At 72.2% G+C, this 14434-nt stretch carries 8 protein-coding genes; all 8 read left to right on the forward strand.

Annotated features, from left to right (window positions below; all coding sequences use genetic code 11):
• The first annotated feature begins 6 nt into the window (after positions 1 to 6).
• The 8 genes from mreD to ACFVT1_RS18195 all read left to right on the forward strand — a co-directional run bounded on the left by mreD (position 7) and on the right by ACFVT1_RS18195 (position 14186).
• Positions 7 to 669, forward strand: a complete 663-nt coding sequence (gene mreD / locus ACFVT1_RS18160) for a rod shape-determining protein MreD (protein WP_389796338.1) — start codon at positions 7 to 9, stop codon at positions 667 to 669.
• 61 nt (positions 670 to 730) lie between these two features.
• Positions 731 to 2896 carry a penicillin-binding protein 2 gene (gene mrdA / locus ACFVT1_RS18165; RefSeq protein WP_389796340.1) on the forward strand — a complete coding sequence of 722 codons (2166 nt, stop codon included), beginning with the start codon at positions 731 to 733 and terminating at the stop codon, positions 2894 to 2896.
• Positions 2896 to 4086, forward strand: a complete 1191-nt coding sequence (gene rodA, locus ACFVT1_RS18170) for a rod shape-determining protein RodA (RefSeq protein WP_389796342.1) — start codon at positions 2896 to 2898, stop codon at positions 4084 to 4086. The genes mrdA and rodA overlap by 1 nt, the downstream gene beginning before the upstream one ends.
• Before the next feature lie 139 nt (positions 4087 to 4225).
• Positions 4226 to 5746, forward strand: coding sequence for a CHAD domain-containing protein (locus ACFVT1_RS18175; protein ID WP_389796344.1), 1521 nt, complete (start codon positions 4226 to 4228; stop codon positions 5744 to 5746).
• Positions 5747 to 5796: 50 nt separating this feature from the next.
• Entirely contained in the window at positions 5797 to 7722 is a 1926-nt protein-coding gene (locus ACFVT1_RS18180; RefSeq protein ID WP_389796347.1) for a TIGR03960 family B12-binding radical SAM protein, read from the forward strand.
• A gap of 89 nt (positions 7723 to 7811) precedes the next feature.
• Positions 7812 to 9002, forward strand: a complete 1191-nt coding sequence (locus tag ACFVT1_RS18185) for a hypothetical protein (RefSeq protein WP_389796935.1) — start codon at positions 7812 to 7814, stop codon at positions 9000 to 9002.
• A 122-nt stretch (positions 9003 to 9124) separates the two neighbouring features.
• The gene (locus ACFVT1_RS18190) at positions 9125 to 9907 is read left to right on the forward strand and encodes a TIGR03936 family radical SAM-associated protein (protein WP_389796349.1); all 783 of its coding nucleotides are present in this window, start codon (positions 9125 to 9127) and stop codon (positions 9905 to 9907) included.
• Between the two features lie 232 nt (positions 9908 to 10139).
• On the forward strand, positions 10140 to 14186 hold the full coding sequence (locus tag ACFVT1_RS18195; RefSeq protein ID WP_389796352.1) for a ribonuclease E/G: 4047 nt from the start codon (positions 10140 to 10142) through the stop codon (positions 14184 to 14186).
• The last annotated feature ends 248 nt before the right edge of the window (positions 14187 to 14434 follow it).

Genomic DNA, 14434 nt, shown 5'->3' on the forward strand with positions numbered 1-14434 from the left:
GATCCCATGCGCTTGAACCGGACTCTGCTCTCCGTCGTCCTGGTCGTCGTCGCCCTCGTCGTCCAGGTCTCCGTCCTCGCCCGGCTCCAGCTCCCCGGCGCCGTGCCCGACCTGCTGCTCCTCGTCGTCCTCGCTCTCGCCTTCGTGTACGGGCATGTCAGCGGCGCCCTCATCGGCTTCGGCGCGGGACTCCTCGCCGACCTGGTACCGCCCGCCGACCACGCCGCCGGCCGCTACGCACTGGTCCTCTGCGTCATCGGGTACTTCGCCGGACTCGTCAAGCCGGAGAACGGGCAGCTCAAGTCGGCGGCCGTCCCGATGATCGGGGTCGTCGCCGCGGCGATCGGCTCGACCCTGCTGTACGCGCTCGTCGGCGCCCTCGTCGGGGACACGGCGGCCCGTCACGTGGGCCTCGGCAGCCTGCTGTTCACCGCCGCCGTCTACGACCTGCTCCTCGCGCCGTTCGTCGTGCCGCTGGTCATGGCGGTCGCCAGACGCACGGTGAACGACCCGCTCGCCGACTCGTCCGGCGGCGGCGACGTCGCCGCGGGCTGGCTGGCCTCCGGCACCGGGCTGCGGATCGGCGGCCAGCGCGGCAGACTGCGCGTCAAGTCCGCCCGCAACCGCGCGGCACGCGCCGGACGGATCAAGGGAGTCAAGCGACTGTGAGGCCGCACCGCAGCGGGGACCCCTCGCGTACCCCCGGCCCGACCACCACCGGGGGCGCCCCGTGACCAACATCCCCGAGACCGGCCGGACCCAACGGGTCCAGATCCGGCTCGTCGTCATCCAGGTCCTCGTCTTCTCCCTGCTGTTCACCCTCGGCGGGCGCCTCTGGTACCTCCAGATCCGCAACGGCCAGGAGTACAGCGACGAGGCGAAGAACAACCACGTCCAGCAGGTCGTCCAGCCCGCCGTCCGCGGCTCCATCCTCGACGCGCGCGGCGTGCCCCTCGCCGACAACGAGACCCGCCTGGTCGTCTCCGCCGACCGCACCAAGCTGATGAAGATGGAGGACGACGGCCAGAACGTCCTGACCCGGCTCGCCGGTGTGCTCGGCATGCGGCCCAAGGAAGTCCTCGACAAGGTCCGGCTCTGCGACGCGAAGACTCCGCAGCCGTGCTGGAACGGTTCGCCGTACCAGCCGATCCCGGTCACCGACGAGGCCACCACCCAGCAGGCCCTCCAGATCCGCGAACGCGCCGAGGACTTCCCCGGCATCACCGCGGAGCCCACCGCCGTACGCCGCTACGGCGAACCCGGCAAGGCCAACACCGCCCAGGTGCTCGGCTACCTCTCGCCCGTCACCGACGACGAGATCACCAAGGCCCGGGACACCGAATCGCCGTACCTCCGCTCCGACCAGGTCGGCCGCTCCGGCCTGGAGCGCACCTACGACAAGGAACTGCGCGGCAAGGCCGGTGTCACCCGCTACGAGGTCGACAACCTCGGCCGGGTCATCGGCCAGGCGAAGAACGACAAGGCGGAGCCCGGCTCCAGCGTCGTCACCTCCATCGACGCCCGGGTCCAGGCCGTCGCCGAGTACGAGCTCAACGGGGCCATGAAGGCGGCCCGCCAGTCGTTCGACAAGAACACCGGCGAGAACTACAAGGCGGACTCGGGCGCCGTCGTCGTGATGGAGGCCAAGACCGGCCGGGTCGTCGCGATGGCCTCCCTGCCGAACTACGACCCCAACGCCTGGGTCGGCGGCATCTCCGCCAAGGACTACGCCAAGCTCACCGGCAAGAAGTCCAACTTCCCGCTGCTGAACCGGGCCATCCAGGGCCAGGCCGCCCCCGGCTCGATCTTCAAGGTCATCTCCTCGACCGCGGCGGTCAACGCCGGATACCCCTTCGACGGCCACTACCCCTGCCCCAGCTCGTACAACGTCGGCAGCCAGATCTTCAAGAACTTCGAGTCCCAGGGCTACGGCGACATCACCATCGGCCGCGCCCTCGAAGTCTCCTGCGACACCGTCTACTACGGCATCGCGCACAAGGAGTGGCTGAAGGACGGCGGCATCGACCCGAAGAAGCACCCCAAGGACTGGTTCTACAAGACCGCCCACCAGTTCGGCCTCGGCAAGGAGACCGGCATCGACCTCCCCAACGAGGTCAGCGGCCGCGTCCCCGACCGCGAGTGGAAGAAGAAGTTCTACGAGGCGAACAAGGACGCCTGGTGCAAGCAGGGCAAGAAGGACGGCTCGTACGTCGAGAAGATCGCGTACGAGAACTGCCTGGAGGGCGACAGGATGCGCGCCGGTGACTCCGTCAACTACTCGATCGGCCAGGGCGACACCCTCGTCACCCCGATCCAGATGGCCACCATCTACGCCGCGATCTCCAACGGCGGCACCCTCTACGACCCCACCGTGGGCAAGGCGATCGTCAGCGGCGACGGCAAGAGCGTCGAGGAGATCGCACCCAAGTCGCACGGCAAGCTGCCCTTCTCGCGCAAGACCCGCAACGAGATCGACGGCGCCCTCGCGGGAGTCGCGACCCGCGGTTCGGCCGCCTGGCGATTCGGCGGCTGGCCGCAGGACAAGATCCCGATGCACGCCAAGACGGGTACGGCCGAGGTCTACGGCAAGCAGACGACCTCCTGGTTCGCCACGTACACCAAGGACTACTCGATCGTCATGACGATCTCTCAGGGCGGTACGGGTTCCGGCGCGTCCGGGCCCGCCGTGCGCAACCTCTACAACGCCCTCTACGGCCTCGACGACTCCGGCAAGCAGGACCTGAAGAAGGCGCTGCTGCCCACCCCGCAGAAGTCCCTGCCGAAGATCCAGCAGGACGGCTCGATCGACGCCCCGGACATCAAGCCGTACAACCCGGACCAGCAGAAGACCCCGGAGGAGCAGACCCTCGCGGCGGCCCTGGGGAGGCGCGACTGATGGCCGGCTTCTCCGTCTCGCGGTACGGCCCCGAGCGCTCCGCCTGGGGCAAACTCGTCGCCCGCGACTCCGTCGTGCGCAAACTCGACTGGCCGCTGCTCGGCTCGGCGATCGCACTCTCCTTCATCGGCTCGCTGCTGGTCTACTCGGCGACCCGGGGCCGCGACTCGCTCACCCACGGCGACCCGTACTACTTCCTCTTCCGGCACGCCCTCAACACCGGCATCGGCTTCGCCCTGATGGTCGGCACGATCTGGCTCGGCCACCGCACCCTGCGCGGCGCCGTCCCGGTCCTCTACGGCCTCTCGGTGATCCTCGTACTGGCGGTCCTCACCCCGCTCGGGGCCACCGTCAACGGCGCCCACGCCTGGATCATCATCGGCGGCGGGTTCTCGCTCCAGCCGTCCGAGTTCACCAAGATCACCATCATCCTGATCATGGCGATGCTGCTCGCCGAGCGCGTCGACGCGGGCGACCAGCTCCACCCCGACCACCGGACCGTCGCCAAGGCCCTCGGCCTGGCGGCCGTTCCGATGGCCGTCGTCATGGGGATGCCGGACCTCGGCTCCGTGATGGTCATGGTCGTCATCGTGCTCGGTGTGCTCCTCGCCTCCGGCGCGCCGAACCGCTGGATCTTCGGCCTGCTCGGCGCGGGCGTGGCCGGCGCGATCGCGATCTGGCAGCTCGGTCTGCTCGACGAGTACCAGATCGCGCGCTTCGCGGCCTTCGCCAACCCGGCACTCGACCCGGCGGGCGTCGGCTACAACACCAACCAGGCCCGGATCGCGATCGGCTCCGGCGGCCTCACCGGAACGGGCCTCTTCCACGGCACCCAGACCACCGGCCAGTTCGTCCCCGAGCAGCAGACCGACTTCGTCTTCACCGTCGCGGGCGAGGAACTCGGCTTCCTCGGCGCCGGGCTGATCCTCGTCCTGCTCGGCATCGTCCTGTGGCGCGCCTGCCGGATCGCCCGCGAGACGACCGAGCTGTACGGCACGGTCGTCGCCGCCGGAATCATCGCCTGGTTCGCCTTCCAGGCCTTCGAGAACATCGGGATGACGCTCGGCATCATGCCCGTCGCCGGACTGCCGCTGCCGTTCGTGTCGTACGGAGGGTCCTCGATGTTCGCCGTCTGGGTGGCCGTCGGACTGCTCCAGTCGATCAGGGTGCAGCGGCCGATAAGCGCCTGAGACCGGCACGGAAGCCGCCCGGGACCGGCACGGAAGCCGCCCGGGACCGGTACGGAAGCCCCCGGGACCGGTGCCGAAAGCTCCCTGGGAGGGTGCCGGACCACTGCACATCCGCGCCCGGCACGTCTAGATTCGGTTCATGGCGGACTCGAAGCGTGAGATCGAGCGGAAGTACGAAGCCACCGCGGAAACCCGGCTTCCCGACCTGAGCCGGGTCGCCGGGGTCTCGGCCGTCGTCCACCGCGGCGTCGGCGAACTGGACGCCGTCTACTACGACACCGAGGACCTCCGGCTCGCGGGCGGCTCCGTCACCCTGCGCCGCCGCACCGGCGGGAGCGACGCGGGCTGGCACCTCAAGTTCCCGGTCTCCTCCAGCATCCGGGACGAGCTCCGCGAACCGCTCTCCGACACCCTGCCCCGCTCCCTCGCCGCGCTGCTCCGCTCCCGGGTCCGCGAGAGCGGGCTCGTCCCCGTCGTCCGGCTGCGCACCGCCCGTGACGTCCACCACCTGGTCGGCGCCGAGGACGCGCTGCTCGCCGAGGTCGCCGTCGACACCGTGCGGGCCGACCGGCTGACCGGCGGCAGCGGCACGGCCGCCTGGACGGAGATCGAGGTCGAACTCGCCGACGACGGCGACCCCGCATTCCTCGACCTCGTCGAACGACGGCTGCGCAAGGCCGGCATCCACCCGTCCGCGGCACCGTCCAAACTGGCCAGGGCGCTCGCCGAGACCGCCCCGGAACGGAGCGGGAGCGCCCGCGAGAAGACCGGCCGGCCCACCGCGGGCGACCACGTCCTCGCCTATGTGCGGGAGCAGACCGAGGCGATCGTCGCCCTCGACCCCGCCGTGCGCCGCGACCTCCCCGACTCCGTGCACCAGATGCGCGTCGCCACCCGCAGACTCCGCAGCGCGCTGCGGACATACCGGAAGATCCTCGACCGCGACGCCACCGATCCGGTCGGCGGAGAGCTGAAGTGGCTGGCCGCCGAGCTCGGCATCGACCGTGACCAGGAGGTTCTCGACGCCCGGCTGCGCGCCCGCCTCGGCGACCTGCCCGGCACCCTGGTCCTCGGCCCCGTCCGGGGCCGGCTCCGGATCTGGTCGGCGGCCCGCCGGGGCGGCTCACGGCGCCGGACCGTCGGCGTACTCGACGGGAAGCGGTACCTGGCCCTCCTGGAGAGCCTCGCCGCCCTGCTCGCCGCCCCGCCGCTGCTCCCCGCCGCCTCCCGCGCACCCGACCGGGCCCTGCCCCGCGCCGTGCTGAAGGAGTACGAGCGCCTGGCGGCCCGCGCCGGCCGCGCCCTGGAGCTCCCGCCCGGCCACGACCGCGACCTCGCTCTGCACGACGCCCGCAAGGCCGCCAAGCGCGCCCGTTACGCGGCGGAGGCGGCCCGGCCCGCGCTCGGGCGGCCGGCCGAGCGCTTCGCCGAACGGATGAAGGCCCTCCAGACCCTCCTCGGCGACCACCAGGACAGCGTGGTGGCCCGCGACGCCCTGCGCACCCTGGCCGTCCAGGCCCACGCTGCGGGGGAGCCGGCGTTCACCTGGGGACTGCTGTACGGGCGGGAGGAGGCGGCGGCCGCCGCGTCGGAACGGGAGCTGCCCGAGGTGTGGAGGCGGGCGTCGCGGCCCCGGCTGCGGGCGGCACTGGAAGGCTGAGCACCGGGGTACGCTTGATGGTCACCCTTGCCGGCTCTCGAAAGTTCGCGATGTCAGTCGATTCGGTCTTCCCACAGCTCGAAGCCCTGCTCCCGCATGTGCAGAAGCCCATCCAGTACGTCGGCGGTGAGCTGAACTCCACCGTCAAGCCGTGGGACGAGTGCGACGTCCGCTGGGCGTTGATGTACCCGGACGCGTACGAGGTCGGACTCCCCAACCAGGGCGTCATGATCCTTTACGAGGTGCTCAACGAGCGTCCGGGCGTCCTCGCCGAGCGCACCTACAGCGTGTGGCCGGACCTCGAAGAGCTGATGCGCGAGCACCGGGTCCCGCAGTTCACCGTGGACGGCCACCGCCCGGTCAAGGCGTTCGACGTCTTCGGGCTGAGCTTCTCCACCGAACTCGGCTACACCAACATGCTCACCGCCCTGGACCTCGCGGGCATCCCGCTGGCGGCCCGGGACCGCACCCTCGACGACCCGATCGTCCTCGCGGGCGGCCACGCCGCCTTCAACCCCGAGCCGATCGCCGAGTTCATCGACTGCGCGGTCATCGGCGACGGCGAGCAGGCCGTCCTGGAGATCACCGAGATCATCCGCGCCTGGAAGGCCGAGGGCCGCCCCGGCGGCCGCGAAGAGGTGCTGTTCCGGCTCGCGAAGACCGGCGGCGTCTACGTCCCGGGCTTCTACGACGTCGAGTACCTCCCCGACGGGCGCATCGGCCGCGTCGTCCCCAACAGGTCGGGCGTGCCGTGGCGGGTGTCCAAGCACACCGTGATGGACCTCGACGAGTGGCCGTACCCGAAGCAGCCCCTCGTGCCCCTCGCCGAGACCGTCCACGAGCGGATGTCCGTCGAGATCTTCCGCGGCTGCACCCGCGGCTGCCGTTTCTGCCAGGCCGGCATGATCACGCGCCCCGTGCGGGAGCGAAGCATCACCGGCATCGGCGAGATGGTCGAGAAGGGTCTCAAGGCGACCGGCTTCGAAGAGGTGGGTCTGCTCTCGCTCTCCTCCGCGGACCACACCGAGATCGGCGAGATCGCCAAGGGCCTCGCCGACCGCTACACCGAGGACAAGATCGGCCTCTCGCTGCCCTCCACCCGCGTCGACGCGTTCAACGTGGACCTGGCCAACGAGCTGACCCGCAACGGCCGCCGCTCCGGTCTCACCTTCGCCCCCGAGGGCGGCTCCGAGCGCATGCGCAAGGTCATCAACAAGATGGTCTCGGAAGAGGACCTCATCCGCACCGTCGCCACCGCGTACGGCAACGGCTGGCGCCAGGTGAAGCTGTACTTCATGTGCGGTCTGCCCACCGAGACCGACGAGGACGTCCTCCAGATCGGCGACATGGCGGTCAACGTGATCGCCAAGGGCCGCGAGGTCTCCGGGCAGAACGACATCCGCTGCACCGTCTCCATCGGCGGCTTCGTGCCCAAGCCGCACACGCCGTTCCAGTGGGCGCCGCAGCTCGGCGCCGAGGAGACCGACGCCCGGCTCGCCAAGCTCCGCGACAAGATCCGTGGCGACAAGAAGTACGGCCGCTCCATCGGCTTCCGCTACCACGACGGAAAGCCCGGCATCGTCGAGGGCCTGCTCTCGCGCGGCGACCGCCGCGTCGGCTCCGTCATCCGCGCGGTCTACGAGTCCGGCGGCCGTTTCGACGGCTGGCGCGAGCACTTCAGCTACGACCGCTGGATGACCGCCGCCGAGAAGACGCTGCCCGGGTACGGCGTGGACGTCGACTGGTACACCACCCGGGAGCGGACCTACGAGGAGGTCCTGCCCTGGGACCACCTGGACTCCGGTCTCGACAAGGACTGGCTCTGGGAGGACTGGCAGGACTCGCTCGACGAGACCGAGGTCGAGGACTGCCGCTGGACCCCGTGCTTCGACTGCGGCGTCTGCCCGCAGATGGACACCAGCATCCAGATCGGCCCGACCGGCAAGAAGCTGCTGCCGCTCACGGTCGTGAAGTAGGCGCCCCGGCTGTGCCCGTCCGGGTGACAGCTCGGTGACGAAGGCCCGGTCCGGGAAACCCCGGACCGGGCCTTCGCGTCATGAACGGCATGGACTACGGCAAGCGCCAGGCCCCTGCCCCCTACGAAGCCGGCGAGGGATGCCTGACCACTCTGGTCAGGATCCCGGTACGCATCGTGGCGCTGGTGATCGTCCTGCCCGTGCGGATGGTCTGGGACGCCCTGGTGGTCGCGGCCCGCGCCGCCGACCGTGTCCTGCTGCGCCCGCTGGGCCGGGCCCTGTCCTGGCTGTCCGCGACGCTGGTGGTGACCCCCGCCCGCCGGCTGTACGGGGCGGTGCTCACCCCGCTGGGCCGGGCGCTGCTCCGGCTGGCCGCGGCGGTCTTCGTGTGGCCGTGGGTCGCGCTCTGGCGGTATGCGCTGGTACCGGCGGTGCGGTACGGGCTCGTGGTGCCGGTGGTGTGGTCGTACGGGGCGGTGCTCACCCCGGCCGGACACGGGCTGCGCTGGGTGTACTGTGCGCTGCTCGCCCCGGCCGGGCGGGGCATCGGCACCGCCGTCGACTGGGTGCTCACAGCCGTCTTCGTTTGGCCGGTGACCGGACTGTGGCGGTACGTCCTGGTGCCCCTCGCGCTCGCCACCTTCTGGTCGGCCGATCACCTGGTCGTGCGGCCGGTGGCCTGGGCGTACCGGGAACTGCTCACTCCGCTGGGCCACGGCGTCGGCCGGCTGCTCGATCGGCTGGCACGCGGGATCGCGGCCGTCGCGCACGGTCTGTGGGCGGCGGTGGTGTGGCTGATCACGAACCTGCTCGTCGCACCGCTCGGATGGCTCCACCGGTGGGTCCTCGCCCCGGTCGGCCGGGAGATCGCCGCCGCCTTCGGTGTCGCCTGGCGCATCACCGGGTACATCTCGCGGGCCGTGGGCCGGGTCGCCGGCTGGCTGGCGTGGCATCTGGTCGGGGCGCCGGTGACCTGGGTCTACCGCACGGTGTGCACGTCGGTGGGGCACTTCGTACGCGATGCCGTCTGGGCCCCCGCCGAACGTGCCGCGGTCGAGGCCGGACGCGCGGCCCGAGCGGCGCTGCGCACGGCACGCGAGACCGTGGCCCAGGCCCGTCGTGACGCCTGGCGGGCACTGGTCGGCGGGCCGAGGGCGTGTGAGCCCCGGGAACCGGGCAGCCCCCTTGCGCGTACTCTGGGTATTACAACGACTGTGCCCAGCGCGGCGCCCGAACCAGAGATCTCCTTGCTCGGAGAGAAAATCGCCGAGCGGGGGTGAGCCGGACCGGACCCCCCGGGCCACCCGCATTTCGAGGGCGGCGTGCCACCGCGTCCGCCCCGCACCGAGGAGAAGAACCACTGGGCAAGCGACAGCCCGAAGGCCCGCCGCCCGCACCGGCGGTGCAGCGCATCAGACTGCGCTACACCAAGCGCGGCCGCCTCCGGTTCACCAGCCACCGCGACTTCCAGCGTGCCTTCGAGCGGGCACTGCGCCGCTCCGAGGTGCCCATGGCGTACTCGGCCGGCTTCACCCCGCACCCGAAGGTGTCGTACGCCAATGCCGCACCCACCGGCACGGGCAGTGAGGCCGAGTTCCTGGAGATCGCCCTCACCGAGGCCCGGGATCCGGCCGTTCTGCGCGAGCTGCTCAACGCCTCGCTGCCGGACGGTCTCGACGTCACCGACGCCGTGGAGGCCCGCACCTCGGGTCTCGCCGACCGGCTGACCGCCTCCGTCTGGGAACTGCGTCTCGACGGCGTCCCCGCCGAGGAGGCCGCCGAGGCGGTGGCCTCCTTCAACGGGGCGCAGACCGTCGAGGTCCAGCGCCGGGCGAAGAACGGCATGCGGACCTTCGACGCCCGCGCCGCCGTGGTCGACCTGCAGGCCCTTGATCCCCAGCCTGATAGGCCCGAGGACAAGCCCTGTGCGATACTGCGGCTGGTTGTTCGGCACGTGACACCTGCCGTGCGACCTGACGACGTCCTGTCCGGTCTCCGCGTTGTGGCCGACCTGGCGCCGCCGGTCCCCGCAGCGGTGACCAGGCTGGCGCAGGGGCTCTTCGACGAGGAGTCCGGCACGGTGACCGACCCACTCGCGCCCGACCGCGAGGCAGCCCCGGCCGCTCCACTCGCGGCCACCGGGACCGCCGTCGCGACGGCGCCGGAAGGTGCGGGTTCCGCGTAAGGCGGTCGTTGCAGCGCAGCCCTCCGACTCGGGAGCCACCTGGGCCGGGCCGCGCGATGACCCATAAGACTTTCGCCAGGCCGTACGCACCTCGCGTAGGGAACCGGCGAGCCAGACATTGAGCTCCCGTGCGGCGCCCGCGCCCCGGACGCCGGTCCCGCGTACCTCACGCGGACCGTGCCGGACCGGAACCAGACGCGGCGCCCGGGAGCCTGACGGGAGAACCGCCCGCATGCCCCAGTCCAACGAACCCGGCACGACCGGGAACGCCGAAGAGAACAACGCACCCGGCGACAAGCTGCCGCCGCGCCGCAGGCGCCGCGCCGCGTCCCGCCCGGCCGGCCCGCCGGTGACGGAGGCGCAGGGCACGGCCGCTCCGGCCATACCGGCCGTTGACGCCGCAGTGTCCGACACCACCACCGACGCCGGGAGCGCCCCGGCGGCAGAGGCCGCGCCGCCCGCGCGCACCCGTCGCCGTGCCGTGCGCAAGGCGACCGCTCCGGCGGGTGCGCCGCAGGCCGTCGAGGCCGTCGAGCCCGCCGTGGACGCCGAGGCCACCGAGCCCGTCGTCGAGGCCGTTGCAGAGGCAGAGGCAGAGGTCGTGGAGGCGCCGCCCGCGCGCACCCGTCGCCGTGCGGTCCGCAAGGCGACCGCTCCGGCCGGTGCGCCGCAGGCCGCCGAGGCCGTGGTCGAGCCCGAGCCCGAGCCCGTCGTCGAGGCCGTTGCAGAGGCAGAGGTCGTGGAGGCGCCGCCCGCGCGCACCCGTCGCCGTGCCGTGCGTAAGGCGACCGCTCCGGCCGGTGCGCCGCTGGCCGCCGAGGCCGTCGAGATCGTGGAGGAGGCGACGGCCGTGGCGGGTGCCGAACCCGAGCCCGCTACCGCCGAGCCCGCCGCCGCCGCGCCGCGTGGCCGGACCCGGCGCAGGGCATCGGCTCCGGCCGGTGCGCCGCAGACCGACGAGGCCGCGGCCGAGCCCGCCGCTCCCGCGGAAGCGGAGGAAGAGGTCGTGGAGGCCCCGCGCGGACGCCGTCGTGCGGTCCGCAAGGCCACCGCTCCGGCAGGTGCTCCGAAGGCCCCCGAGGCCGCCGCGGCCCCCGAAGCAGCCGAGGACACCGGCGAAAGCCTGCCCGAGGCAGCCGCCGCTGCCGAGGAGCCGGCCGCCGGGACCGCGGAAGCCGAGGAGGCCGCACCGCGCGGCCGCTCCCGGCGCCGCGCCACCGCGGCCGCGGGCCGGCCCGAGTTCACCGGCAAGGAGGAGGAGCCCGCGCGCAGGAGCCGCCGTGCGGCGCGCCCCGCCGTGGCCGTGTTCCAGGCCCCGGTCTTCGCCGAGCCGATGTTCCAGACCCCGGAGACCGCGGCCGCCGCCGCTGCCGCTTCGCGCCACGAAGAGGTCGAGGAAGAGCCCGAGACGGTCGAAGAGCCGGCCGCCGCCGAGGCACCGGCCGCCGAGGCCGCGCCGCAGGCCGGTGCGCGCCGCCGTCGCCGCCGTCGCGGTGAGGCCGCCGAGCCCGAGCCGGCCGCCGCCCCCGCCGCCGAGGCGGAGGAGCACGCCGAGGAGGAGCCGGAGGGCGAGGCCGAGCACGAGGGCGAGGAGACGGACGAGTACGGGGACCGGCCCTCGCGCCGTCGCCGTCGCGGAGGCCGTCGCCGTCGGCGCGGCGAGAGCAACGAGGGTGACGAGGCCGCGGAGCAGTTCGGCGAAGAGACCGCCGCCGAGCACGCCGAGGAGGACGAGGAGCGCGCTCCGGAGTCCGAAGAGGCCGAGGAGGACGAGGACCACGAGGCGTCCGGCGCCGGATCCAGCAGCAGCCGTCGCCGTCGTCGCCGTCGCCGTCGCAGCGGTGACGTCCCGTCCGAGGTCGACAACGGCACGGACGACCCGGAGCGCACGGTCGTCAAGGTCCGCGAGCCCCGCAAGAAAGAGGAGCGGGAGCCCGGCACCGGCTTCGACGAGGTCCAGTCCATCAAGGGCTCGACCCGCATGGAGGCGAAGAAGCAGCGCCGCCGCGAGGGCCGTGAGCAGGGCCGCCGGCGCGTCCCGATCATCACCGAGGCGGAGTTCCTGGCGCGCCGCGAGGCCGTCGAGCGCGTGATGGTCGTCCGCCAGAACGGCGAGCGGACCCAGATCGGCGTCCTTGAGGACAACGTGCTCGTCGAGCACTACGTCAACAAGGAGCAGGCCACCAGCTACGTCGGCAACGTCTACCTGGGCAAGGTGCAGAACGTACTGCCGTCCATGGAGGCCGCCTTCGTCGACATCGGCAAGGGCCGCAACGCCGTCCTGTACGCCGGTGAGGTGAACTTCGAGGCGCTCGGCATGGCTCACGGGCCGCGCCGCATCGAGACCGCGCTCAAGTCCGGCCAGTCCGTCCTCGTCCAGGTGACCAAGGACCCGATCGGCCACAAGGGCGCCCGCCTGACCAGCCAGGTCTCGCTGCCCGGCCGCTACCTGGTCTATGTGCCCGAGGGCTCGATGACCGGCATCAGCCGCAAGCTGCCCGACACCGAGCGGGCCCGGCTGAAGACCATCCTCAAGAAGATCGTCCCCGAGGACGCGGGCGTCATCGTCCGCACCGCGGCGGAGGGTGCGAGCGAGGACGAGCTGCGCCGCGACGTCGAGCGGCTGCAGCAGCAGTGGGAGGACATCCAGAAGAAGGCGAAGAGCACCGGCAGTTCCAACGCGCCGACACTGCTCTACGGCGAGCCGGACATGACCGTCCGGGTCGTCCGCGACATCTTCAATGAGGACTTCTCCAAGGTCATCGTCAGCGGCGACGACGCGTGGGAGACCATCTACGGCTACGTCTCGCAGGTGGCACCCGATCTGACGGACCGCCTGTCGCGGTGGACCTCCGAGGTCGACATCTTCGCGACGTACCGGATCGACGAGCAGCTCATGAAGGCGCTGGACCGGAAGGTCTATCTGCCGAGCGGCGGCTCGCTGGTGATCGACAAGACCGAGGCGATGGTCGTCGTCGACGTCAACACCGGCAAGTTCACCGGTCAGGGCGGCAACCTCGAAGAGACCGTCACCAAGAACAACCTGGAGGCGGCCGAGGAGATCGTGCGCCAGCTGCGGCTGCGCGACCTCGGCGGCATCGTCGTCGTCGACTTCATCGACATGGTGCTGGAGTCCAACCGGGACCTGGTGCTGCGGCGCCTGCTGGAGTGCCTGGGGCGCGACCGTACGAAGCACCAGGTTGCCGAGGTCACTTCGCTGGGCCTGGTCCAGATGACCCGCAAGCGGGTGGGCCAGGGGTTGCTGGAGTCCTTCTCCGAGACCTGCGTCCACTGCAACGGGCGCGGCGTGATCGTGCACATGGAGCAGCCGGCCTCGGTCGGCGGCGGTGGCGGCGGCAAGCGCGCCAAGAAGCGCGGCCGGGCCGGCGCGGGCCTGGAGCACGAGCACGAGCACATGGTCGAGGTCGAGACCGAGGCCGAGGTGGCTGCCGAGGTGGCCGCCCCGGTGGCGCTGCCCGAGCCGGAGTTCGTCCCGGACGAGGAGCTGTACAGCAGTGCGGCCGAGGCCGAGGCAGCCGCCTCGCGCGGCCGCGGCCGTCGCCGCGCGACCCGCAAGGTCTCGGCCCCGGCCGGTGCCCCGAAGGCCGCGGCGGCCCCCGCTCCGGCCCCGGTGGCCGAGCCGGAGCCGGTCGTGGTCGCGGAGCCCGAGCCGGTGGTGGCGGAGCCGGAGCCGGCCGTCGAGCCCGCGGTGGTCGCGGAGGCCCCCCAGGGCCGTACGCGCCGCCGTGCCACCCGCAAGGCGACCGCTCCGGCCGGCTCCCCGGCCCCGGCGGCCGCGGAAGCACCGGCTGCCGAAGCCCCGGCCGAGGCCCCGGTCCCGGTCGTCGCCGAGACCCCTGCCCCGGTCGCCGAGGTCCCGCAGCCCGAGGCGGCACCGGACGAGGTGGTCCCCGAGGCCGCCCCGCCGCGGGCTCGCCGCCGGGTGACCCGCAAGGTCACCGCCCCCGCGGGCTCGCCCGCCGGTGCGGACGCGGCGGAGGTCGTCGTGGTGACCGGCTCCCCGGAGCCGAAGCCCGACACGGTGCCGGCCGAGACCGCCGAAGCCCCGGAAGCGGAGGCCCCGGAAGCGGAGGCCCCGGCCAAGAAGACGGCCCGCAAGACCGCCAAGAAGGCCACCGCCAAGAAGGCAGCCACCAAGAAGACGGCTGCCAAGAAGACCGCCGCGAAGAAGACGACGGCCAAGAAGGCGGCAGCGAAGAAGACGGTCGCCGCGGAGCAGTCGCCGCAGCCGTCCGTCTCGGCGGACACGGAGAGCTGACCGGGGCCGGACAGTAAGGAGAGAGGTGCGGCCCCCCAGGGGACCGCACCTCTTTCGCGTGGGGACACCGACGTGGAGCGAGTGGGCCGCGTCTCTTCGGTCGTAACCTCAACGAAACCGCCTGTGAAAATCCTGATAATGTGACGCGGCTGATGCCGAAAATGCCATTCCTGAGAATGCTCATCGGCACGTCGGCCCGCTTCAGGCAGGACAAAAAATCCTTTGTGCCCTGGGTGCATCGCCCCCGA

Origin of the sequence: Streptomyces sp. NPDC057963 (assembly GCF_042887155.1) — a bacterium.
Taxonomy (GTDB): Bacteria; Actinomycetota; Actinomycetes; order Streptomycetales; family Streptomycetaceae; genus Streptomyces.

What these genes read in the sequence shown, in the direction of transcription:
- mreD (WP_389796338.1), top strand. Translation starts at nt 7, where the DNA reads ATGCGCTTGAACCGGACTCTGCTCTCCGTCGTCCTGGTCGTCGTCGCC.
- rodA (WP_389796342.1), top strand. Translation starts at nt 2,896, where the DNA reads ATGGCCGGCTTCTCCGTCTCGCGGTACGGCCCCGAGCGCTCCGCCTGG.
- ACFVT1_RS18175 (WP_389796344.1), top strand. Translation starts at nt 4,226, where the DNA reads ATGGCGGACTCGAAGCGTGAGATCGAGCGGAAGTACGAAGCCACCGCG.
- ACFVT1_RS18180 (WP_389796347.1), top strand. Translation starts at nt 5,797, where the DNA reads ATGTCAGTCGATTCGGTCTTCCCACAGCTCGAAGCCCTGCTCCCGCAT.
- ACFVT1_RS18185 (WP_389796935.1), top strand. Translation starts at nt 7,812, where the DNA reads ATGGACTACGGCAAGCGCCAGGCCCCTGCCCCCTACGAAGCCGGCGAG.
- ACFVT1_RS18195 (WP_389796352.1), top strand. Translation starts at nt 10,140, where the DNA reads ATGCCCCAGTCCAACGAACCCGGCACGACCGGGAACGCCGAAGAGAAC.